The 20,926-nt window shown below is 75.6% G+C and carries 20 protein-coding genes; 9 read left to right on the plus strand and 11 right to left on the minus strand.

What is annotated here, in order from left to right:
* The first annotated feature begins 332 nt into the window (after positions 1–332).
* The gene (locus tag Ae331Ps2_RS30495; protein WP_083695676.1) at positions 333–1,139 is read left to right on the plus strand and encodes a MerR family transcriptional regulator; all 807 of its coding nucleotides are present in this window, start codon (positions 333–335) and stop codon (positions 1,137–1,139) included.
* On the opposite strand, the gene Ae331Ps2_RS17230 is transcribed toward Ae331Ps2_RS30495, so the two are convergent.
* From Ae331Ps2_RS17230 to Ae331Ps2_RS17245, 4 genes are read right to left on the minus strand one after another with little or no spacing between them, the layout of a single operon-like run.
* On the minus strand, positions 1,125–2,615 hold the full coding sequence (locus tag Ae331Ps2_RS17230) for a cell wall metabolism sensor histidine kinase WalK (RefSeq protein WP_075307752.1): 1,491 nt from the start codon (positions 2,613–2,615) through the stop codon (positions 1,125–1,127). The genes Ae331Ps2_RS30495 and Ae331Ps2_RS17230 overlap by 15 nt on opposite strands.
* 4 nt (positions 2,616–2,619) lie before the next feature.
* Positions 2,620–3,360, minus strand: a complete 741-nt coding sequence (locus Ae331Ps2_RS17235) for a response regulator transcription factor (protein WP_060711037.1) — start codon at positions 3,358–3,360, stop codon at positions 2,620–2,622.
* 52 nt (positions 3,361–3,412) lie between these two features.
* On the minus strand, positions 3,413–4,174 hold the full coding sequence (locus Ae331Ps2_RS17240; protein WP_075307750.1) for a siderophore-interacting protein: 762 nt from the start codon (positions 4,172–4,174) through the stop codon (positions 3,413–3,415).
* 26 nt (positions 4,175–4,200) lie between these two features.
* Positions 4,201–4,806, minus strand: a complete 606-nt coding sequence (locus Ae331Ps2_RS17245) for a TetR/AcrR family transcriptional regulator (protein WP_020626810.1) — start codon at positions 4,804–4,806, stop codon at positions 4,201–4,203.
* Positions 4,807–4,856: 50 nt separating this feature from the next.
* Here Ae331Ps2_RS17245 and Ae331Ps2_RS17250 point away from each other — a divergent pair, with 50 nt between their 5' ends.
* Entirely contained in the window at positions 4,857–5,828 is a 972-nt protein-coding gene (locus Ae331Ps2_RS17250) for an o-succinylbenzoate synthase (protein WP_075307748.1), read from the plus strand.
* Here Ae331Ps2_RS17250 and Ae331Ps2_RS17255 read toward each other — a convergent pair.
* Positions 5,815–6,426 carry an MSMEG_1061 family FMN-dependent PPOX-type flavoprotein gene (locus tag Ae331Ps2_RS17255; protein ID WP_020627377.1) on the minus strand — a complete coding sequence of 204 codons (612 nt, stop codon included), beginning with the start codon at positions 6,424–6,426 and terminating at the stop codon, positions 5,815–5,817. The genes Ae331Ps2_RS17250 and Ae331Ps2_RS17255 overlap by 14 nt on opposite strands.
* A gap of 74 nt (positions 6,427–6,500) precedes the next feature.
* Here Ae331Ps2_RS17255 and Ae331Ps2_RS17260 point away from each other — a divergent pair, with 74 nt between their 5' ends.
* The 4 genes from Ae331Ps2_RS17260 to Ae331Ps2_RS17275 all read left to right on the plus strand — a co-directional run bounded on the left by Ae331Ps2_RS17260 (position 6,501) and on the right by Ae331Ps2_RS17275 (position 11,808).
* Entirely contained in the window at positions 6,501–7,454 is a 954-nt protein-coding gene (locus tag Ae331Ps2_RS17260; RefSeq protein ID WP_075307746.1) for an NAD(P)/FAD-dependent oxidoreductase, read from the plus strand.
* A 178-nt stretch (positions 7,455–7,632) separates the two neighbouring features.
* Positions 7,633–9,120: an FAD-binding oxidoreductase gene (locus tag Ae331Ps2_RS17265; protein ID WP_233147458.1), complete on the plus strand. Its 1,488-nt coding sequence runs from the start codon at positions 7,633–7,635 to the stop codon at positions 9,118–9,120.
* A 59-nt stretch (positions 9,121–9,179) separates the two neighbouring features.
* Positions 9,180–10,763: a CHAD domain-containing protein gene (locus Ae331Ps2_RS17270; RefSeq protein WP_075307744.1), complete on the plus strand. Its 1,584-nt coding sequence runs from the start codon at positions 9,180–9,182 to the stop codon at positions 10,761–10,763.
* Between the two features lie 10 nt (positions 10,764–10,773).
* A complete protein-coding gene (locus Ae331Ps2_RS17275) occupies positions 10,774–11,808 on the plus strand; it encodes a PHP domain-containing protein (RefSeq protein ID WP_075307742.1) in 1,035 nt (344 codons plus the stop codon).
* Positions 11,809–11,818: 10 nt separating this feature from the next.
* Here Ae331Ps2_RS17275 and Ae331Ps2_RS17280 read toward each other — a convergent pair whose 3' ends face one another.
* Positions 11,819–12,220 (minus strand): cupin domain-containing protein, encoded by a 402-nt coding sequence (locus tag Ae331Ps2_RS17280; protein ID WP_020624207.1) that lies wholly within the window; start codon positions 12,218–12,220, stop codon positions 11,819–11,821.
* A gap of 375 nt (positions 12,221–12,595) precedes the next feature.
* Here Ae331Ps2_RS17280 and Ae331Ps2_RS17285 point away from each other — a divergent pair, with 375 nt between their 5' ends.
* Positions 12,596–13,543 carry a glycoside hydrolase family 16 protein gene (locus tag Ae331Ps2_RS17285; RefSeq protein ID WP_139318784.1) on the plus strand — a complete coding sequence of 316 codons (948 nt, stop codon included), beginning with the start codon at positions 12,596–12,598 and terminating at the stop codon, positions 13,541–13,543.
* A 67-nt stretch (positions 13,544–13,610) separates the two neighbouring features.
* On the opposite strand, the gene Ae331Ps2_RS17290 is transcribed toward Ae331Ps2_RS17285, so the two are convergent.
* Positions 13,611–14,621 (minus strand): carbohydrate kinase, encoded by a 1,011-nt coding sequence (locus tag Ae331Ps2_RS17290; protein ID WP_075307736.1) that lies wholly within the window; start codon positions 14,619–14,621, stop codon positions 13,611–13,613.
* Between the two features lie 98 nt (positions 14,622–14,719).
* Here Ae331Ps2_RS17290 and Ae331Ps2_RS17295 point away from each other — a divergent pair, with 98 nt between their 5' ends.
* Positions 14,720–15,721 carry a GTP-binding protein gene (locus Ae331Ps2_RS17295; RefSeq protein WP_020625845.1) on the plus strand — a complete coding sequence of 334 codons (1,002 nt, stop codon included), beginning with the start codon at positions 14,720–14,722 and terminating at the stop codon, positions 15,719–15,721.
* 17 nt (positions 15,722–15,738) lie between these two features.
* Here the strand turns inward: Ae331Ps2_RS17295 and Ae331Ps2_RS17300 are convergent, their stop codons facing one another.
* The 4 genes from Ae331Ps2_RS17300 to Ae331Ps2_RS17315 all read right to left on the minus strand — a co-directional run bounded on the left by Ae331Ps2_RS17300 (position 15,739) and on the right by Ae331Ps2_RS17315 (position 19,275).
* Complete coding sequence (locus tag Ae331Ps2_RS17300) at positions 15,739–16,311, minus strand: hypothetical protein (RefSeq protein ID WP_020625846.1); 573 nt, start codon at positions 16,309–16,311, stop codon at positions 15,739–15,741.
* A gap of 164 nt (positions 16,312–16,475) precedes the next feature.
* Positions 16,476–17,492: a small ribosomal subunit Rsm22 family protein gene (locus Ae331Ps2_RS17305; protein WP_075307734.1), complete on the minus strand. Its 1,017-nt coding sequence runs from the start codon at positions 17,490–17,492 to the stop codon at positions 16,476–16,478.
* A gap of 24 nt (positions 17,493–17,516) precedes the next feature.
* Complete coding sequence (gene idi / locus Ae331Ps2_RS17310) at positions 17,517–18,056, minus strand: isopentenyl-diphosphate Delta-isomerase (protein ID WP_043281743.1); 540 nt, start codon at positions 18,054–18,056, stop codon at positions 17,517–17,519.
* A 52-nt stretch (positions 18,057–18,108) separates the two neighbouring features.
* The gene (locus Ae331Ps2_RS17315) at positions 18,109–19,275 is read right to left on the minus strand and encodes a geranylgeranyl reductase family protein (RefSeq protein WP_075307732.1); all 1,167 of its coding nucleotides are present in this window, start codon (positions 19,273–19,275) and stop codon (positions 18,109–18,111) included.
* Positions 19,276–19,438: 163 nt separating this feature from the next.
* Here Ae331Ps2_RS17315 and Ae331Ps2_RS17320 point away from each other — a divergent pair, with 163 nt between their 5' ends.
* Complete coding sequence (locus Ae331Ps2_RS17320) at positions 19,439–20,890, plus strand: DHA2 family efflux MFS transporter permease subunit (protein ID WP_075307730.1); 1,452 nt, start codon at positions 19,439–19,441, stop codon at positions 20,888–20,890.
* Positions 20,891–20,926 lie beyond the last annotated feature (36 nt).

The following is a 20,926-nucleotide window of genomic DNA, read 5'->3' on the forward strand; positions in this document are numbered from 1 at the left end:
CGGCAGGGAGGGGGACCCGTCGGCCGGCCCGGCGTGCACCGGCCGCGGGCATGCGACCGGAGTCGGGCGCGTCGACCTTGATGACGACGACACCCGAGAACACTACTATCTCGACACGTATTCGTGTCAACGTTCGCCATGGTGCTCCTGTGACCAGCGGGAATCGGGTGCTGGCCGGTGTCGGACCGATGTCGCGGTGCGGATCGGCCGACCGATGACATCGTTGATCGTCGGCGAGTGCCCGCGACCGTCGTCGCGGTGGGTAACGGGGTGGTTGCGGTCCGCTCGTCGTCACCGTGCGCGCCCGGCCGTCGCGAGTAGGATCTGCCCCGATGTCCGGAACCCCGACGGCCGGGGACGAGTTCCCGATCGACACACTCGCCGCACGTGCCGGTATGACCGTCCGCAACGTGCGCGCCCACCTGTCCCGCGGCCTGCTGCAGCCGGGGGAGATGCGCGGGCGCACCGCCTGGTACGGCCCGGTCCACCTGGCCCGGCTGGAGCTGATCGCGGGTCTGCAGCGGCGCGGGTTCTCCCTCGCCGCGATCGGCGTGCTGATCAACCAGACCCCTTCCAGCAGCGCGGAGGAGGCGCTGCGCCTCTACCGCGGCATGCTCGCGCCGTGGCAGCCGGAGGAGGCGGTCGAGCTCGCCGAGGAGGACCTGGCCGAGTGGGCCGGCGCCTGGACGTCCCCGGAGTTCGTCGAGCGGCTGGCCGCGTCCGGGCTGATCGAGCGCACCGGCCCGGGTCGGCTGCGTGTGCTCAACCCGTCGATGGTCCGGTCCGGGGCGCACGCCGTCGCGCTCGGGCTGGCACCGGAGGCGGTGCAGCAGGTCGGCGAGGAGCTGCTGTCCCGCACCCGGGAGATCGCCGAGATCTTCGTCGAGCTGTTCCGCGAGCAGGTCTGGGCGGCGCACGTCGCGGCCGGGCTGCCCCGGCACGGCGTCGCGGACCTGCGCACGGCGGTCGAGGCCCTGCAGCCGGTCGCCACCCAGTCCCTGCTCGGTGCCTTCCGCCAGACGATGCAGCAGGCGATGGACGACTTCATCCGCCGGCTGTCCATCGACCTCGCCCCGGCCGACCTGCGCGCCGACCCCGAAGCCGACTCCGAGGCAGCCCAACCGTCAGCGGACCGGTAGCTCGACGGTGAACACCGTCCGGCCGGGGGCGCTGTCGACCCCGACCGTCCCGTCGTGGGCGGCGACGACCGCCGCCACGATCGCCAGGCCCAGCCCGGTGCTGGGGGTGTCGTTCCCGGCGCGGGTGCGCCCCTCCGCGCCGCGGGCGAACCGCTCGAACACCCGGGGCAGCACGTCCGGGGCGATGCCGGGGCCGTCGTCGGCGACCTGCAGCCGGACCCGGCCGGGGACGGGGTGGCCGAGGGTGACGGTGACCGTCGTGCCGGGCGGGGTGTGGGTGCGGGCGTTCGCGAACAGGTTGGTGACCACCTGGGCGAGGCGGTGGGCGTCGCCGGTGACGGTGACCGGCTCGTCGGGCAGCTGCGGGAACCAGCGGTGGTCGCGGCCCGCCACGTGGGCGTCCCCGACGGCGTCGAGGACCAGCCGCGTGAGGTCCACCTCGGCGCGCTCCAGCGGCCGGCCCGCGTCGAGCCGGGCGAGCAGCAGCAGGTCCTCGACCAGCGTGGACATGCGTTCGGCCTGCGAGCTGATCCGGGCCAGCGCGTGGGTGGTCCGCTCCGGGACCGGCTCGCGCTCGCGGCGCGACAGCTCGGCGTAGCCGCGGATCGCCGTCAGCGGGGTGCGCAGCTCGTGGCTGGCGTCGGCGACGAAACGGCGCAGCCGCGTCTCGGACTCCTGGCGGGCGGCGAGTGCGCCCTCGACGTTGTCGAGCATGTGGTTGAGCGCGGTGCCGACCTGCCCGACCTCGGTGCGCGGGTCGGGGTCGGGGACGCGTGCGGCGAGGTGCACCTCGCCCCGGTCCAGCGGCAGGTTCCCGACCTGTGCGGCGACGCCGGCGACGCGTTCGAGCGGGCGCAGCGCGCGCCGCACCAGCACGGCCGCCGCGCTGCCCGTGAGCACCACGGCCCCGCCCAGCACGACGAGCTCGATGACGACGAGCCTGCTCACGGTGGCACCGGCGTTGTCCGGCTGCGCGATCAGGTAGGTCGTCGTCCCCTCGGTCCAGCCGATCGCCCGGTAGTCGCCCAGCGACAGCGTCACGTCGCGGGCGGTGGTGTCGGCGGGCACCGAGCGCAGCGCGGCCAGGTCGGCCTCGGGGACGGCGGTGGTGGTCCCGCCCCGCTGGGCCAGGCGGGCGCTCACGACGCGGCCGTCGTCCAGCACCGCCCCGATCGCGTTCGTGCCGGGGCCCGGGCCGAGGAACATCCCCCCGGGCGGGCCCCCGCCCTGGCCGCCCGGCGTGGGGGTGCCGTCGTCGTGGGTGAGCCGGCCGGGGGCGCGCCCGGTCTGCTGGGCGACGAAGCCCTCCAGGGAGAAGGACAGCTCGCGGTCCTGCCGGGTGGACAGGTAGCGGTCGAGCGAGAGGGTCGTCGCGACGCCGATCGCCACGCACGCCACCGTGAACAGCAGCAGCACCGTGCCGACGAGCCGGGCCCGCAGCGAGCGGACCTGACCGGAGACGCGGGTGACGACCATCGGGTCAGTCCGCGGCGGGTCGCAGCACGTAGCCCGCGCCGCGCACCGTGTGGATCATCGGCCGGCGACCGGCGTCGATCTTCTTGCGCAGGTAGGAGACGTAGAGCTCGACCACGTTGGACTGGCCGCCGAAGTCGTAGTTCCACACCCGGTCGAGGATCTGGGCCTTCGACAGCACCCGGCGGGGGTTGCGCATGAGGTAGCGCAGCAGCTCGAACTCCGTCGCGGTCAGTTCCACCGGCTCGCCGGCGCGGGACACCTCGTGCGCGTCCTCGTCGAGCACCAGGTCGCCCACCACCAGCTCCGAGGAGCGCTGGGCGGCGGCCATCCCCGCGCGGCGCAGCAGCCCGCGCAGCCGTGCGACCAGCTCCTCCAGCGAGAACGGCTTGGTGACGTAGTCGTCGCCACCCGCGGTGAGGCCGGCGACCCGGTCCTCGACGGCGTCGCGCGCGGTCAGGAACAGCACCGGCACCTCGGGGGTGTCGGCGCGGACCCGGCGCAGCACCTCGAAGCCGTCGACGTCGGGCAGCATCACGTCGAGCACGATCGCGTCCGGGCGGAAGTCGCGGGCGTGACGCACCGCGGACATCCCGTCGGCGGCGGCGCGGACCTCCCAGCCCTCGTAGCGCAGGGCCATCGAGAGCAGGTCCGACAACGTGGGCTCGTCGTCCACGACGAGCACCCGGATCGGGCCGCCGTCGGCGCGGCGCAGCGGGTCGGCGTCCCGGTCCATCACCTCGGTCATGCTAGGAGCACACCGCACGGACCTGTGCGGCGGCTGTGTGTCCGCTGTCGGTTCACCGCGCGCGCCAGTACCCCGTGGCGTAGACGGCGCGCCGGTCGAACCCCCGTTCGTCGAGCAGGTGCGCGCGCAGCTCCTTCACCGCGGCGGACTCCCCGGACAGCCACGCCTGGCCGCGGCCGTCGGGCAGCTCGGCGGCCCGCACCGCCGCGACCAGCGGCTCACCCGCCGGGGCGGCGCCGCGGTGCACCCAGGTGACGGCGACGTCGCCGGGCAGGGTCTGCTCCTCGCCGGCGTCGGCGACCTCGGCGACGACCCGGACCGGCACCCCGGGGGCGGCCTCGGCGAGGGTCTCGCACACGGTCGCGATGGCGGGCAGGGCTGACTCGTCGCCGATCACGAGGTGGTGCGCGGCGGCCGGGTCCGGCTCCCAGCGCCCGCCGGGCTCGGACACCCCGACCCAGTCCCCGGGGGCGGCCGACACGGCCCAGGCGGCGGCCGGCCCGTGCCCGGCGTGGACGACGAAGTCGACGTCGAGCTCACCGTGGCCGCCGGCGTCGGGGGCGAAGCGGCGCACCGTGTAGGTGCGGATCGCGGGGCGGGCCTCACCGGCTGGCCAGACCGGGCCGCCGGTCGAGGCGCGCGGCACGGCGGGCCGTTCCTGGCCCTCGACCGGGAAGAACATCTTGATCCGGCGGTCCGGGCCGTGCCCGGGGAACCCGGCCAGCTCCTCGCCGGTCAGGGTCACCCGGACCATGCGGGGGGTGACCCGCTCGGTGCGGGCCACCTGCAGCAGGCGTGGTGCGGTCGTGCTCATGGCCGGGAATTGTCCCGGACGCGCGCTCAGGTCCGGTCGCCGAGGCCCGCCAGGCCGGTCCAGACCAGGTCCATCAGGTACTCGGTGGCCTGGTCCGCGGTGACCGCCTCGTCCTGGCCGCGCCAGACGGCGAGCCGCTCGCAGGCCCCGACGATCACCTGCGCCCAGCCGGTCAGCCGGGTCGGCTCGGTGCCGGGGACCTGCGCGGCGAGCAGAGCGGCGATGAAGTCGGTCTGCTGGGCGCGGATCTCCTCCAGCGCGGTGTCGGTGACCCCGGCCTCGGAGCAGAACAGCTGCCAGGCCGGCGCCCGCCGGTCCAGGTAGTGGAAGAAGGCCAGCGTCCCGCCCCGCAGCATCGCCTCCGGCGAGTCCGCGGCCCCCGCCGCCTGCGCGACGACGTCGAGCAGCTCGGCCCGGGCCCGCGCGATCGCGGCCAGCAGCAGGCCCTCCTTGGACCCGAAGTGGGTGTAGAGCACCGGCTTGGTGACACCCACCCGCTCAGCGACCTGCTCCATCGAGACCTCGGCGTAGCCCCGCTCGCCGAAGACGGCGACGGCCGCGTCGACGATCTGACGCTCGCGCTCCGCCCTGGGCACGCGGCGGCGGGGGCCGGGTACGGTCTGCGCGGTCACGCCGGAGACTTTACCCTCAGTAAGTTACTGACGGTAGGAAGTGAGCGGGAATGGACGTCTACTCCCTGCCGATGACCACCCGGTTCCGCGGCATCACCGTGCGCGAGGGCCTGCTGCTGTCCGGCCCGGCCGGCTGGGGCGAGTTCTGCCCCTTCCCCGAGTACGACGACCGCGAGGCCGTCGCGTGGCTGGCCGCGGCTCGCGAGGCGGCCGGGACGGGCTGGCCGGAACCGGTGCGCGACCGGGTGCCGGTCAACTGCACCGTGCCCGCCGTCGGGCCCGAGCAGGCCCAGCGGATCGTGCGCGCCTCCGGCTGCACCACCGCGAAGGTCAAGGTCGCCGACCCGGGTGCTCCGCTGTCCGAGGACCTCGAGCGCGTCGCCGCCGTCCGCGACGCGCTCGGCCCCGCCGGGCTGGTCCGGGTGGACGCCAACGCCGCCTGGGACGTCGCGACGGCCGTCGCCGCGATCGGCGAGCTCGACCGGGCCGCCGGGGGCCTGGAGTACGTCGAGCAGCCCTGCTGGGAGGTCGACGACCTCGCCGCCGTCCGCCGGGCGGTGGACGTGCCGATCGCCGCGGACGAGTCGATCCGCCGCGCCGAGGACCCGATGCGGGTGGTGCGGGCCGGAGCGGCCGACGTCGTCGTGCTGAAGGTGTCGCCGCTGGGCGGGGTGCGCCGGGCCCTGCGGATCGCCGAGGAGGTCGGGCTGCCGGTCGTGGTGTCCTCGGCGGTGGAGTCGAGCGTCGGTCTCGCCGCCGGGCTCGCGCTGGCCGGGGCGCTGCCGGAGCTGCACCACGCCTGCGGGCTCGGGACGGTCTCGCTGCTGGCCGCCGACGTCGTCGCCGAGCCGTACGTCCCCGAGCGGGGGTTCCTGCCCGTGCCGCGGGTCGCGCCCGAGCCGGTGCACCGGGCCGGGGTCGCGGCCGATGCCGACCGCGCCGCCTGGTGGCGCGACCGGCACGACCGCGTCGCCGCGCTGCTCGACGCCGCGGCCGGGGCCGACCGGGTCAGTACTGGTTGACCCGGCTGTCGCGGCGCATGGCCGCGTCGATCACCCGCGCCGGGCCGGGCATCCGGTACTGGCCCTTCACCAGCTTCCCGGCGCTGGGCACCGCGCCCCGGTCCGGCCAGGTCGCGGTGTCCCACAGCGACGAGCGCAGGAACGCCTTCGCGCAGTGCAGGAACAGCTCGTCGACCTCGACGACGATCGCCACCTCGGGCGTCGAGCCCTTCACGGTGAGCCGCTCGGCGAAGTCCGGCCGGTACACGATCCGGGCCCGTCCGTTGATCCGCACGGTGTCGTTGGACCCCGGCACGACGACGATCATCCCGACCCGCGGGTCGTGCAGGATGTTGCGCATCGAGTCGAGCCTGCGGTTCCCCTTGCGGTCGGCGAAGGCGACCGTGTGCTCGTCGAGCACCAGCAGGCAGCCCGCCGGGTCGCCCCGGGGCGAGACGTCGACGCCGTCCGGCCCGGTCGTCGCCAGCAGGAAGAACGGCGACGCCGCCAGGAACTCCGCGGTCACCGGGTCGATGCGCTCACGCGCCTTGTCCCGGATGAACGCGGGCACCTCGCCGATGATCTCGCGGAGTCTGGCCTCGTCGGTCACGTGTTCCATCGCATCCCCTTCGCTCTTAGGTCACCCTAACCGTGAACATGCTTCACTGGCGACCCCCGCCTAGGGTCCCGGGGATGGGCGTGATCGTGATCGGGGCCGGCATCGCCGGGGTGACCTGCGCCGCGGAGCTGGCGGCCCGCGGTGTCGACGTGACGGTGTACGAGCGGTCCCGCGAGGTCGGAGGACGGCTGGCGGTGCACCGCCACGGGGGCCGCCCCGCCGACATCGGTGCCGCCTACTTCACCGTCTCCGACGACCGGTTCGACGCCCGCGTCCGACGCTGGCGCGACGACGGCCTGGTCCGCGGGTGGACCGACACCCTCGCGGTGTTCGACGGCGCCACCCGGGGCCCGGACAGCCCCGGCCCGCTGCGGTTCGCGGCACCGGCCGGGCTGCGGTCGCTGGTCACCGACACCGCCCGCGGCCTGGACGTCCGTACCGGTCGGACCGTCGAGCGGGTCCTCCCCGGCCCGGACGGCCCGACCGTCGACGGCGAGCGCGCCGACGCCGTCGTCCTGGCGATGCCCGACCCGCAGGCGGCCCGGCTGCTCGACCCGGACACCCCCGCGGGCGCCGCCGTCGCCGGGCGGGTGTGGAACCCGGTGCTCGCCCTGACCGCCGGGTTCGCCGGCCGGGACTGGCCGCGGCTGCCCGCGGCGTTCGTCAACGACCACCCCGTCCTGTCCCTCGTCGCCGACGACGGCGACCGCCGCGGCGACGACGCGCCGGTGCTCGTCGCGCACTCCACCGGTGACCTCGCGCGCGCCCACGACGCCGATCCCGCCGGCGCGGTGCCCGCGATGACCGCCGCGGTCCGTGAGCTGCTGGACATCACCGCCGCGCCGGAGTGGACGCACGTGCACCGCTGGCGCTTCGCCGCCCCCGCCGCGCAGCGCGAGCAGACCTTCCACCTCGGCGACGACGGCGTCGCCCTGGCCGGGGACGGCTGGGGCCGGTCCCGGGTGCAGACGGCTTGGCTGTCCGGGTTGGAGCTGGCGGAGGAGCTCACGGGGCGCCTGGGCCGCTGAACCCGCACGCACCGCCCCAGGCCCGCCACGCCCCGTCGCCGAGATGCGGCTCAGGGCTGTCGCGGCGGGCAGCCCTGAGCCGCATCTCGACGAACTTCGACGAGCCCCGACAGGTCCCGGGGAGGGTGGGTAGTGGCGGGCCCTGGCCGCGTGGGCGTCGGCGACCTACCGTCGGGTCATGCCCGACCGCGTCACCGCCGCCGCCCCCGTCGTCGTCGCGCCGGAGGGGCGGCCCTTCGGCGGGTCCACCGCGCCCGTGGAGCTGGACGCCTCCGGCCCGGACGCCGCGGGGCGCGCGGTGCTCGCCGAGCTGGCGGCCGCGCTCGACGCCGACCGGGTCCTGACCGACCCCGACGTCGTGCGTCCCTACGTGCACGACGAGGCCGAGTGGGCCGAGTACGGCACGCCGCTGTGCGTGGTGCGGGCGCGGACCACCGCCGACGTCGCCGCGACCGTGCGGGCCTGCGCCGCGCACCGGGTGCCGGTCGTCGCGCGGGGCGCGGGCACCGGGCTGTCCGGCGGGGCGAACGCCGTCGACGGCTGCGTGCTGGTCAGCCTGGAACGGATGACCGCGATCCGGGAGATCTCGGCGGGGGAGCGGCTCGCCGTCGTCGAACCGGGGGTGGTCAACGACGACCTGCGCGCCGCCTGCGCGGAGCAGGGCCTCTGGTACCCGCCGGACCCGGCGTCGGCGCCCTGGTCGACGATCGGCGGCAACGTCGCGACCAACGCGGGCGGGCTGTGCTGCGTCAAGTACGGCGTCACCCGCGACTACGTGCTCGCCCTGGAGGTCGTCACCGCCACCGGTGAGGTCGTGCGGGTCGGGCGGCGCACCGCGAAGGGCGTCGTCGGCTACGACCTGGCCGGGCTGATGGTCGGCTCGGAGGGGACGCTCGGGATCATCACCGAGATCACCGTGAAGCTGCGCCCGGCCCGCCCGGCCGCGCCGCGCACCGTCGTCGGGTTCTTCGACTCCCTCGCCGACTGCGGGGCCGCGGTCGCCGCCGTCACCGAGCAGGGGCTGCAGCCCGCGGTGTTCGAGCTGGTCGACCGGGAGTGCCTGGCCGCGGTCAACGCCTGGCGCAACGCCGGGCTGCCCGAGGGGGCCGCCGCGTTGCTGCTCGCCCAGACCGACCTGCCCGAGCCCGCCGCGACCGCCGAGGCCGACGCGATCCTCGCGGCCTTCGAGCAGCACGGCGCGACCGAGGCGATGGCCGCGACCGACGCGACCGAGTCCGAGGCGCTGTTCGCCGCCCGCCGGATGGCCTACCCGGCGCTGGAGCAGCTCGGGATGGGCATGCTGACCGAGGACGTCTGCGTCCCCCGCCCCCGGATGGCGGAGATGCTCGCCCGGATCGAGGACATCGGCCGCCGCCACGCGGTCCGGATCGCGACCGTCGCGCACGCCGGCGACGGGAACCTGCACCCGCTGATGCTCACCCCGCACGACGACCCGGACGCCCGGGAGCGCACCCGCGCCGCGTTCGACGAGATCATCGACGCGGCCGTCGAACTGGGTGGGACGGTCACCGGGGAGCACGGCGTCGGCCTGCTCAAGCGCGACGGCATGGAACGCGAGCTGGGCCCCGGGGTGCTGGCCCTGCAGCGCTCGGTGAAGGCCGCGCTCGACCCGGACGGCATCCTGAACCCGGGCAAGGCGGTCTGAACCGCGGGTGTCGCCCGGATGGCCGCGCGTGGTCGCCGGGAGAGCGGGAACACTCTTCGATGAGCACCACCGACCCGGCCCTCGTCCCCTCCGCCCTCGCGCTGACCTACCGCGGTCCGTCGCACACCGGTGCGCCGCGCCTGACCGGCGTCGCCGGGGACGCCGAGGTCGTGCCGGTGGTCGAGGCCGAGGTCCGAGAGGTGGAACGGGTCGACACCGCGGACCTGCGGCTGGTCGCCGCGGGCATCGAGCTCGTCGTCGAACACACCGTGCCCGACCGCGCGTCGGCGGTGCCGCCGTCCACGACCTGGGTGCTGCGCCTGCCCGACGCCGACGAGCCGCTGCGCGTGCCGCTGCCCGCGAGCGAGGTCGAGGGAGTTACCGGTGAGCGCGCCGTCCCGGACGGTGTCGACGCCCTGGTCCGCGGGGTCCGCGGCGACGCACCACTCGTCCCGGTCGGTCGGGTGCACGTGACCCGCCGGGTCGACCGGCTGCGCGACGCGACCGGGACGGACCTCGCCACGCTGGCCCGCGAGCAGGTCGACATCGCGCTGCTCGGGGAGGTCGCGACCGTCGAGAGCTGGACCGAGGCCGTCGTGGAGCCGGGGGCGGCCGACACCGCCGGGCTCCGGCAGCTGGACGAGGCACTGCGCGACACCGGACTCGTGCGTGCACCGCGCGGCGCGCACGCCCGGCTCGCCGCGCTGCTCGCCGCCGCCGCGCCCGCCGACCCGCCGCGCCGCACCGGCCGGAAGGGCAGCGCCGGGGCACTGCTCCTGCGCTACCTCGGCGACCAGGTCGACACCCTGGCCGCCCGCGAGGCCGACCTGCGTGCCGACCGGCCCGACGCCGTCCACCAGATGCGCATCGCCGCCCGCCGGCTCCGCAGCGCGCTGCGCACCTTCGGCGGGCTCCTGGAGGGGCCGCGGGTCGGGCACCTCGTCGGCGAGCTGCGCTGGCTCGGCCGGGCCCTGGCCGGAGAGCGCGACGCCGAGGTGCAGGAGGAACGCCTGACCGCCCGGCTGGCCGCGCTGGAGCCCGAGCTGCTGCTGGGACCGGTGCAGGCCGCGGTCACCCGGCACTTCGCCCGTACCCGCGCCGAGACCGGGGCCGCCGTGCTGGAGGTCGTCGACGGCGAGCGCTACGCCGCACTGCAGGGTGCCCTGCGCCGGTTGCTCGCCGACCCGCCGTTGTCGCGCCGGGCCCGCAGGCCCGCCGCGACGGTCGTCCCGGCGATGGTGGGGCGCACGGCCCGCAAGCTGGAGCGGCGGATGGAGCGGGCGCTGGCCGACCTCGACGCCGGCCACGTCGCCCCCGAGTCGCTGCACGACGCCCGCAAGACCGGCAAGCAGCTCCGCTACGCCACCGAGGTCGCCCGGCCCAGCGTCGGGAAGGAGGCGCGGGCGTTCGCGAAGCGGCTCAAGAAGGTCTCCGACGTGCTCGGCGAGCACCAGGACGCCGTCGTCTCCCGCGAGACCCTGCGGACCCTCGGGGCCCGCGCCGGCGCGGAGCACGGCAACGGGTTCACCTTCGGTGTGCTGCACGGCCGGGACACCGCGACCATGCTCGACCTCGAGCGCAGGCTGCCCACGGTGTGGGAGACGGCGTGGACGCGGCGCGCCCGCCGGTGGATGCGCCGCTAGCCTGCGCGGCGTGAGAGACGCCGTCGCCGACCTGCGCCGGATCGCGTTCCTGCTCGAACGCGCGCAGGAGTCGACCTACCGGGTCCGCGCGTTCCGCACCGCGGCCGCCGCCCTGCGCGGCCGCAGCGCCGAGGAGCTGGCCCGGCTGCACGCCGCGGGCGGCCTGACCGACCTCAAGGGCGTCGGCGAGGTGACCGCGCGCTGCGTGGGGGAGTCGGTCGCCGGGGAGGAGCCGGTCTACCTGCGACGGCTGGAGGACGCCGTCGCCCGCGCCGACGCCACCGGGATCCCCCTGGCGGAGGCGGCGCTGCGGCTGCGCGAGTCCCTGCGCGGGGACTGCCACAGCCACACCGACGCCTCCGACGGCGGCTCCCCGCTCGCCGAGATGGCCGAGACCGCGATCGGGCTGGGCCACGACTACCTCGTGATCACCGACCACTCGCCGCGCCTGACCGTCGCCAACGGGCTGTCGGCGGACCGGCTGCGCCGCCAGGTCGAGCAGATCGCGGAGCTCGACGAGCGGATCGCCGCGTCCGGGTCGGACTTCCGGGTGCTCACCGGCATCGAGGTGGACATCCTCGACGACGGCGCCCTCGACCAGTCCGAGGACCTGCTCGCCTCGCTCGACGTGGTGGTGGCCAGCGTGCACTCGAAGCTGCGGATGCCCCGCGACGAGATGACCGAGCGGATGCTCACCGCCGTCGCGAACCCGCACGTCGACGTGCTCGGGCACTGCACCGGGCGGATGGTCACCGGCCGCCGGAAGCGCCCGGAGTCGGAGTTCGACGCGCCCGCGGTGTTCGCCGCCTGCGCCGCGAACGGGGTCGCGGTCGAGATCAACTCCCGGCCGGAACGCCTGGACCCGCCGAAGCGGCTGCTGCGCCTGGCCGTCGAGGCGGGGTGCGAGTTCACGATCGACACCGACGCGCACGCCCCCGGGCAGCTCGACTGGCTCGACCACGGCTGCGCCCGCGCCGTCGCCTGCGGGGTGGACCCGGAGCGGATCCGCAACACCCGCGACCGGGCCGGCCTGCTGCGCCGCTGAGCCCGTCCCCTCAGCGCAGCTCGAAGTCGGCGACGTCGAAGCCGGGGGAGACGACGCAGCTGACCAGGACCGGCCCCGGCCCGACCGGCTCCGCCCGCTGCCACACCCCGGCCGGGACCTCCTGCTGCGGGCTTCCCGGCCCGAGCCGCAACCGGGCCGCGGGGACGGGGTCCGGCCCGTCGCCACCGAGGACCAGGTCGGCCTCCGGGCCCGAGTGCCGGCACCACAGCTCGGTGGACCGGACGCGGTGCCAGCGGCCGGGGGCGTCGAACAGGTAGAGGATCGCCGTCGCCGAGGGGCGCGGACCGTACGGGGTTTCGACGACGACCGGCGAGGTCCAGGTCCGCCGGTACCAGCCGCCCTCCGGGTGCGGGGCGAGGTCCAGCGCGACGGCGAGGTCGGGACGTGTCACGCCGCCACTGTGGCAGGCGGACGCACGGTCCGTCCCCGGGTCCCCACCTCGTGGCGCCCCGGGGGCATCGGCCCCTGGGGCGCGTCGCACCCCTGGTGCGGTCGCCGCACCCGTCGCGGCGGGTGCGGGAGTCCCCGCCGGGGTGCGACACCTCCGTCCGCGGGGCGCCCCGCGCGGCGACGGGTGCCACACCCGCCGTCGCACACCGGCCGGTCACCCGACGTCACCGGTGCCCGCAGGAGGATCACCTTCCGTGCACGGGCGACCGCATCACACCCGTGCGCGCGCTCCCCGGACGGGTGGTTCGACTGGTGCTCCTCACCCACCGCACGTGAGATGGGACCGCAGGTGACCGAGTGACAGGAGTGATCCACGGTGCGGACCAGGACCAGGACGACGGTGGCGATGCTGGCCGCGACGCTCGCACTCTCGGCGGTCACCACGGCCGGGGCGTCGTCGGCGTCGGCGGCACCCGCCGGTCCGGCGGGCGTCGTGACCCGGACCGTCGCCGACCCCGCGGCACCCCCGGCGTCGTCGCACTGCACCGAGACCGCGGCACAGAAGCTCGGCTGGGGCGCCCCCACCCGCGAGTCCGACTTCGACGGCACCACGGTCCCTCCGGACTGGCATCCCTACGGTCCCGAGCCCGGCCACAACAAGAAGGGCACCCGCACCCCGGAGGCGGTCACCGTCGCCGACGGGGCGATGAGCATCTCCGCCGACGCCGACGGCAACACCGGCGCCGTCAGCTGGCACCCCGGCCAGCGCTACGGCCGGTGGGAGGCCTGCGTGAAGTCGGACGAGGGACAGGGCGGGATCAACGCGCTGCTGCTGCTCTGGCCGGTCGCCGAGGACTTCCCGGTGGGCGGCGAGATCGACTGGATGGAGATCATGGACGACTCCCGCCAGAAGACCAGCTTCTTCCTGCACTACGGACCCGACAACGACCAGGACTACGGGTCGGTCAAGCACGACTCGACGCAGTGGTCGGCCTACGCGCTGGAGTGGACCCCGGAGAAGATCACCGGGTACGTGAACGGGAAGGAGTGGTACTCCAACACCGACACCGACCAGTTCCCGCCCCGCGCGATGAACATGACCATGCAGCTCGACTACTTCGGCAACGCCGGCGGCCCGACCGCCATGCACATGGACTGGGCCCGGCAGTGGGCGCTGCCGCAGAGCAGCGCGGCCACGCTGAGTCTGCCGCCCGGCTCGGCCGCGACCGGGCAGCCCCGCGACTTCCCGGGCCGGAAGCCGCGCGAGCTGTCCGGGTCCGAACAGCAGGCGCAGACCGCGATGCTCGCCCGCGAGCAGCGCTGAGGCCGGACCGCGGAGCCGGACCGCGGGGTCGGAGTGCGGCGTCGGATCGTGGCGTCGGACCGCGGTGTCAGATGGCGGCGTCGAGCTCCGCCCGGGTGGGCGGGTTCGCGCCGTGCCGCGAACAGGTGATCGCCGACGCCGCGACGGCCTCGGTCAGCACGGCCTCCAGCGTCGGCCGGTCGATGCGGTAGAGGTCGTCGCGGGCGGTCGCGCCGAGCAGCCCGCGTCGGTACAGTCCGGCGAGCAGCGCGGCGGAGAAGCTGTCCCCGGCCCCCACCGTGTCGACGACCTCGACGGTGCGGCCGGGCAGCACCAGGTGCAGCCCCGACGACGTCCCGGCCAGCACCCCGTCCGCCCCGAGGGTGACCACGACGACCGCCGGGCCCAGCTCGAGCCACTCGCCGACGACGTCGCCGGGCTTGCGGCCCGGGTGCAGCCAGGCCAGGTCCTCCTCGCTGACCTTCACCACGTCGGCCACGCCCAGCAGCTCGTGCACACCGGGCAGGACCTCCTCCGGTGAGCCCATCAGCATCGGCCGGAAGTTCGGGTCGTAGCTGACCGTCGCGGTGTCCACGGCGGAGGCGAGCAGCTCGCGCAGCGCATCGTGGCCGGGCGCGGTGGTCAGCGCCAGCGATCCCGAGTGGACGGCGACGACGGGGCCGGTCGGGCCGTCGTCGAGGGCGCCGGCGAGCTCGTCGTCGGTCCACTGCCAGTCCGCGGTGCCCGCGATCCGGAAGTCGTAGGACGCCTGCCCGTCGGCGGCCAGCTCCACGATCGCCAGCGACGACGGCTCGGCCGCCTCGACCGAGTGCGACAGGTCGACCCCGTTGTCGGCGAGGTGGGCGCGCAGCTTGCGGCCCAGCAGGTCGTCGGCGAGGCGGGCCAGCATCCGGGCCGGCACGTCGAGGCGGGACAGTCCGACCGCGACGTTCGCCGGGCTGCCACCGGGCGCGAACTGCCAGTACTGCTCGGCGGAGGTGCGATCCGCCTGCGTCGGCGCGGGGACGATGTCGACGAGTGCTTCTCCGGCGACGGCGATCACTCCGCGTCGCGGGCGTCCGGCGGCTGTGTCGGGCATGGCGGCACTGTAGTGGTCCGATCGGGGGCTCCGGTGGGGTCCGTGACGGGTCACGCCCGCGTCACGGTGCGTCGACACGCTCGTGGTAGGCATGACGGATGCCCCGGAAGATCCCGGTCGTGGTGCTGGCCGGATTCCTCGGAGCCGGCAAGACGACGCTGCTGAACCACCTCCTCGCCGCGGGCGGGGACGCGCGGATCGGCGTGGTCGTCAACGACTTCGGGTCGGTCGGCATCGATGCGATGCGCGTGGCCGGACAGGCCGGCGACGTCGTCGGGCTCGGCAACGGCTGCCTGTGCTGCGAGGTCGGCGAGGGTGGCGTCTCCTCGGTGCTGGAGACGCTGACCCGCCGCCGCGACGAGATCGACGTCGTCGTCATCGAGGCCAGCGGCATCGCCGAGCCCGGGACCCTGGTCCAGCTCGTGCTCGACGCACTCGGCCAGCACCTGAGCTTCGGCGGGCTCGTCGTGGTCGTCGACGCCGCGGAGTTCGAGACCTCGCGGCGCCGTCACCCCCAGCTCGACAAGCACGTCGCGATGGCCGACCTCGTCGTCCTGAACAAGATCGACAGGGTGGGGCCTGGGCCGCTCTGGCGGGTCCGCAGGCTGTGCCGCGAGGCGAACCCGCGGGCGCCGATCGTCCCGGTCCGCGACGGCGCGGTGGACCCGGCGCTGCTGTTCGACATCGAGATCGTGCCGGGACGGCAGCTGATGCTCGGCGAGCGCGTCGACGAGCCGCACGCCCAGCACCTGCACGCCGGCTACCAGAGCCTGACGTTCCTCAGCGACGAACCGCTCGACGCCGCCCGCCTGCAGGACCTGCTCGACGCCAGGCCGTCCGGGCTGTACCGGATCAAGGGCTCGGTGCGCTTCGCCGCCGCCCCGGCCCGGGAACGCTGGGACCTCCACACCGTCGGCCGGTACGTGCGGTTCCACCGGACCCGGTGGGACGTCGACGAGCCCCGGCGCACCACCCTGGTCCTGATCGGCACCGGTCTCGACTCCGACGCGCTGCAGCGGTCACTGCGGGCCTGCGTCGCGACCGACGCCGACCGCCGCGACGCCGACGCCCTGCTCCCGGTCGCCCGCTACGCGGTCTGACGGCCCCGGGGGAGTGCTCAGACCGAGGTGAGGTCCGGGCCCGTCGCCGGCTCGGCCAGCTGGGTCAGGGCCTCGGCGGCCCAGGCCTCCCCACCGGCGACGGCGGTCCACAGCAAAACACCGAGGCTGCGGGACGGGTCGATCCGGCCCGCCTGCCACGACGGCGTCGCCGCGAGCCGCTCGGCACGCGCGCAGAGCTGCCAGGAAGCGGCGTCGGACTCGGTGATGTCGCGGGCGAAGCGGGTGTGCCCGGTGCGGGCACGGTAGGCCCGGACCGGGTCGGTGACCGCGTGGATGATCGACAGCACCCCGATCACCAGCCCGAGCGCGAGGGGCAGACAGACGAGGAACGCGAGCGCTGACCGGGACCAGCTGTTCTCGCCCACGGTGAGGGCCACCACGACGGCCGCGACGACGGCGGTGCCGGTCAGCGCGCCGGCCGGGAGCCGGGTGTAGACGAGGTCGCCCGCGTCGTCGACGACGTAGTCGGTGCCGGCGATCAGGGCCGGGTCGTACACGCGGTACCCGGTACGTGTGCGGACGAGGGTGGGCAGGCGGTCGGCGGGAGCGCCGGCGACGAAGTCGTTCATGGTCGTGCTCGATCTGTGAGAATGCTGCTGCTCGCGGCCCACCTGATGGCCGTCTCGCCCGGTCAGTCGCCCACGATGCCGGTCCGTGTTACGGATTCACAACGTTCCTCGGCGCGTTCCGTCTGTGATGTTCGCCTCCGCCACTTGCGAGCAACCTGCGAGGCTCACTCGGGTGGCCAGGCGTCGCCCCACGCCGTGTCACGGGCGTGCCGGAACAGCTCCCGACGACTGCGCGGGACGGGGGTGTCCCGCAGCGTCCCGTCCGACTCGCAGACACGCAGCGTCACCAGACCCTTGCGGGTCTGCGGGTGCCGGACCACGCGGCCCGGGGCCCGGCCGACGCTCCCGTCGTCGTCGCCGCCGTCACGCACGCCGACGACGTAGGAGAACTTCTCGTCCTCGTGCCCCAGCGAGCCGGCCTTCAGCACCCGGTGCCGCGAGCTGCGTCCGACGCGGACGGCGAAGTGGCACCAGTCGTCGCCGGTCACCGGGCAGGCCCCGTCGTGCGGGCAGGGCGCGGCGACGGTGAGGCCCGCGGCGAGCAGGCGGGCGCGGGCGTCGAGGATGCGCGCGTGCCCGGCCGGCGTCCCCGGTTCGACGAGCACGACGACCCGCGCGGCCCGGGCGGCGGCGTCGACGACGGCGTCGCGCACCGGTGCCGGCAGCTCACCGAGCAGGTAGCAGGCGGTCAGCAGGTCGGTCTCCGGCAGCACCGGGGCGGTGCCGAGCACCGCGGCCTCCCAGCGGGCCGCCCGCAGCAGCGGCGACGGCGCACCGGAGGCGAGCCTGCGGCCCAGCGCCCGGGCCGGCGTGGCGGCCTCCAGCACCGTGGCCCGCTCCAGCGACGGCCACACCTGTGCCGCCGCCCACACCGCGGCGCCGGTCCCGCCGCCGAGGTCGAGCAGCGACGCCGGCTCGGGCGCCCGCGCGGCCGCCCGCTCCAGCACGTCGAGGACCGCCGCGTACGTGGCGGGCATCCGGTACGCGGCGTAGGCGGCCGCGTCGTCGTCGGTGCGCAGGATCGGCGCGGTGGGCACCGTGCCGCTGCGGTAGTCGCGGATCAGCCGCTCGACCACCGGCGCGAGCCGGGCGGCGGGGACGCGGTCGAGTGCGTCGTCGAGGGCGGCGGCCAGCGCGTCGGACAGGTCGTGGGACAGCGCGGAGGACGGCTCGGGGACCACCTGCCCATTCCACCAGTCCCGGGTTCAGCCCCGGGCGCCGACCAGCAGCGGGTCGGCCAGCGCGTCGAGCAGCGGGGCCTGCAGCCGGGCCCACGGCGACAGCCCCGAGTCCGGGTCGTCGGCGGCGGCGCGGAAGCGCGACCAGCTCCACCAGGCCAGGTCCTCGACCTCGTCGGGGCGCGGCTCGGGCTCACCGGTGATCCGGGCGACGAACACCGGGCAGAGCTCGTTCTCCTCGATCCCGTCCTGCGACGCGCGGTAGCTGAAGTCCGGCAGCACCATCCGCAGCTCGGTCGCGCGGACGCCCAGCTCGTCGGCCAGCCTGCGGTGCACCGCGTCGGCCATGTCCTCACCGGGTGCGGGATGGCCGCAGCAGGTGTTGGTCCAGACCAGGGGGAAGGCGGTCTTGGTGCGGGCGCGCCGGGTCACCAGCAGCCGGCCGGCGTCGTCGACGCCGTAGCAGGAGAACGCCAGGTGCCGCGGGGTGCTCGCACCGTGCACGGTGGCCTTGTCCGCGACGCCGACCGGGTTGCCGTCGTCGTCCAGCAGCACAACCTGTTCCATGCCGTCCTGTCTACCGGAGCCCGGCCGCGGCGGCTCCTGGGACGGGACCGGCTCACACGCCCGAGCGGGCGGCTGCCCGGCGCCGGACCACGGCGCCGAGCGCGGCAGCCGGCAGGTGCGCGGCGACGACCGCGAGCGCGGCGGGGGACACCGTGCCCCGCGCCAGCCCCAGCCCCACCGCGCAGTCGAACACCCGCTGGTGCCGTGCGGCGGCGCCGATCGCGGCGTCGAGGAACGCGGGGCGGGCCGCCAGCCGGGCGAGCGCACCGACGTGGCGGTGGTGCCGGGCGAAGGTCTGCTCCATGGCGGCGCGGTGGGCGGCGCCCGCGTCGTCACCGCGCAGCGCGCTGCGCCCGGCGAGGATCCCGGAGGCGACGGCGTCGAAGATCCCCTCGCCGGTCAGCGGGTTCACCTTCGCCGCGGCGTCACCGGCCAGCAGCACCCGTCCGTCGGGCTGGAACCGGGGCGCGGTCGACAGCGGGAGGTGGTGCGCGCGCAGCGTGGCCGGGTCGGGTTCCTGGCCGGGCAGCAGAGCGGCCAGCCGCTCCAGCAGCGACGCCCGGTTCCCGGCGCCGCGCTCGTCGAACACGCCGTAGCCGACGTTGGCGCCGCCGCCCGCGATCGGGAACGACCAGGCGTAGGCCGGGACGGCGCCGCCAGCGTACTCGATCGACAGCGTGCCCGGCTCGGCGGCCACCGGGGCGTACCCGCGGATCGCCACCGCCGTCGACCACGGCGGCACGGCCGGCGCGCCGAGTGCGCGGCGGACCACCGAGTTCGCCCCGTCGGCGCCGATCACGACCCGGGCGGCGACGTCGTCGACCAGCACCCGGTCCCCGCGGGGGACGACGGTGCGGACCCGGTGGCGGCGCAGCTGCGCCCCGGCGGCGACGGCCGCGTCGACCAGCGCCGCGTCCAGCTCCCGGCGCGGGACCACCCGGTTCGGCCGGCGCGCGGTGCGGTGCACGACCCGGCCCGCCGGGGTGCGCAGGCGCAGCCGCGGCGCCGCGACGCCGAGCGTGCGCACCCCGGTGGCGCCCAGCTCGTCGAGCAGGTCGAACACCTCGGCCGCGACGCCGTCTCCGCAGGTCTTGTCGCGGGGGAAGGCCGCTGCGTCGAGCAGGAGCACCGACGCCGACGGCCGCAGCCGCAACACGTTGAGCGCCGCGGCGCAGCCGGCGGGACCCGCCCCGACCACGACGACGTCGTAGGTGGACATGGCGCCATTGTCCCCCCGGCGCCGGGCAGAAACGGTTCGCCGTCGCCCGCCCGGCCGTGGTCCACTCCCACACCGCCACCCCGTCGCCCGGCCGCGACGGGTACCGGCGCCGTGCCGTCGGTGCCGTGGGTGGCGCGTCCGTCCCGTCCACGAGGAGCACGTTGTGACCACCGAGCCGGCCCCCGACCGCGACACCGAGCGGCTGCCCGCCGGAGCCCTGCTGATCATCGGGCTGCTCGTCGGCTCGGCGTTCGTGATGATCCTGAACGAGACGATCATGAGCGTGGCGCTGCCCGCCCTGATCGCCGACCTGCGCGTCACCCCGGCAACCGCGCAGTGGCTGACCAGTGGGTTCCTGCTGACGATGGCGGTGGTCATCCCGATCACGGGGTACCTGCTGGGGCGGTTCCCGCCGCGGTCGGTCTACCTCGCCTCGATGGGTCTGTTCAGCGTCGGGACCCTGCTGTGCGCGGTCGCGCCCGCGTTCGGGTTCCTGCTGGCCGGGCGGGTCGTGCAGGCCACCGGCACCGCGGTGATGGTCCCGCTGCTCATGACGACGATCCTGCGCCTGGTCCCGGCGAGCCGCCGCGGGCAGACGATGGGCACGATCTCGATCGTCATCGCGGTGGCGCCCGCGGTCGGCCCGACGCTGTCCGGGGTGATCCTCTCCGCGCTGGGCTGGCGCTGGATGTTCTGGATCGTGCTGCCGATCGCCCTGGTCGCACTGGTCGCGGGTGCGCTGCGGCTGCGGGTCGAGGCGGAGACGACGCGGGCCCCACTCGACGTCGCCTCGGTCCTGATCTCGGCCGTCGCGTTCGCCGGGATCGTCTACGGGCTGTCCGCGATCGGCGAGTCCGCCGCCGGGGGCGCGCACACCGCGGTGCCGCCGTGGGTGCCGCTGGTGCTCGGCGCGGTGGCGCTCGCGGTGTTCGTGCACCGCCAGGTCCGGCTGCAGCGCGGCACCGGTACGGCCCCGCTGCTGGACCTGCGCCCGTTCACGGTCCGCCGGTACACGTTGTCGCTGGTGCTCGTCGCGACCGGGTTCATGTCGCTGTTCGGCGCGATCATCCTGCTGCCGCTCTACATCCAGGACGTGCTGGGTGACAGCGCGTTCGTCGCGGGCCTGGTGGTGCTGCCGGGCGGGCTGGTGATGGGGCTGCTGGGCCCGTTCGTCGGCCGCGCCTACGACCGGTTCGGCGCCCGTCCGCTGGTGCTGCCCGGCGCGGTGCTGCTCGCGGTCGTGATGTGGGGGTTCACTACCCTCGCCGCGACGACGCCGCTCTGGCTGGTCGTGGTGCTGCACGTGGGCCTGTCCGCGGCGCTGGCGCTGATGTTCACGCCACTGATGACCGACTCGCTGGGATCGCTGCCGGGCGAGCTGTACTCGCACGGCAGCGCCATCCTCACCACGCTCCAGCAGGTCGCGGGCGCGGCGGGGACGGCGCTGTTCATCACCGTGATGACGCTGGCCTCGGCCGGCGCCGGTGTCGACGCGGCCGGGGTGCACGCGGCGTTCCTGGTCGCGGCGGTCGTGTCCCTGGTGACGGTGGTCGTCGCGGTCGTCGCGTCCCGGCTGCCCGCCCCGGCGTCGGACCCGCAGGACGCCCGGGTCTGAGGCGGCCGGGCCGCCGCGCCGCTGAACACCCGGGCC

It is taken from the genome of Pseudonocardia sp. Ae331_Ps2, from assembly GCF_001932405.1.
Lineage (GTDB): Bacteria > Actinomycetota > Actinomycetes > Mycobacteriales > Pseudonocardiaceae > Pseudonocardia.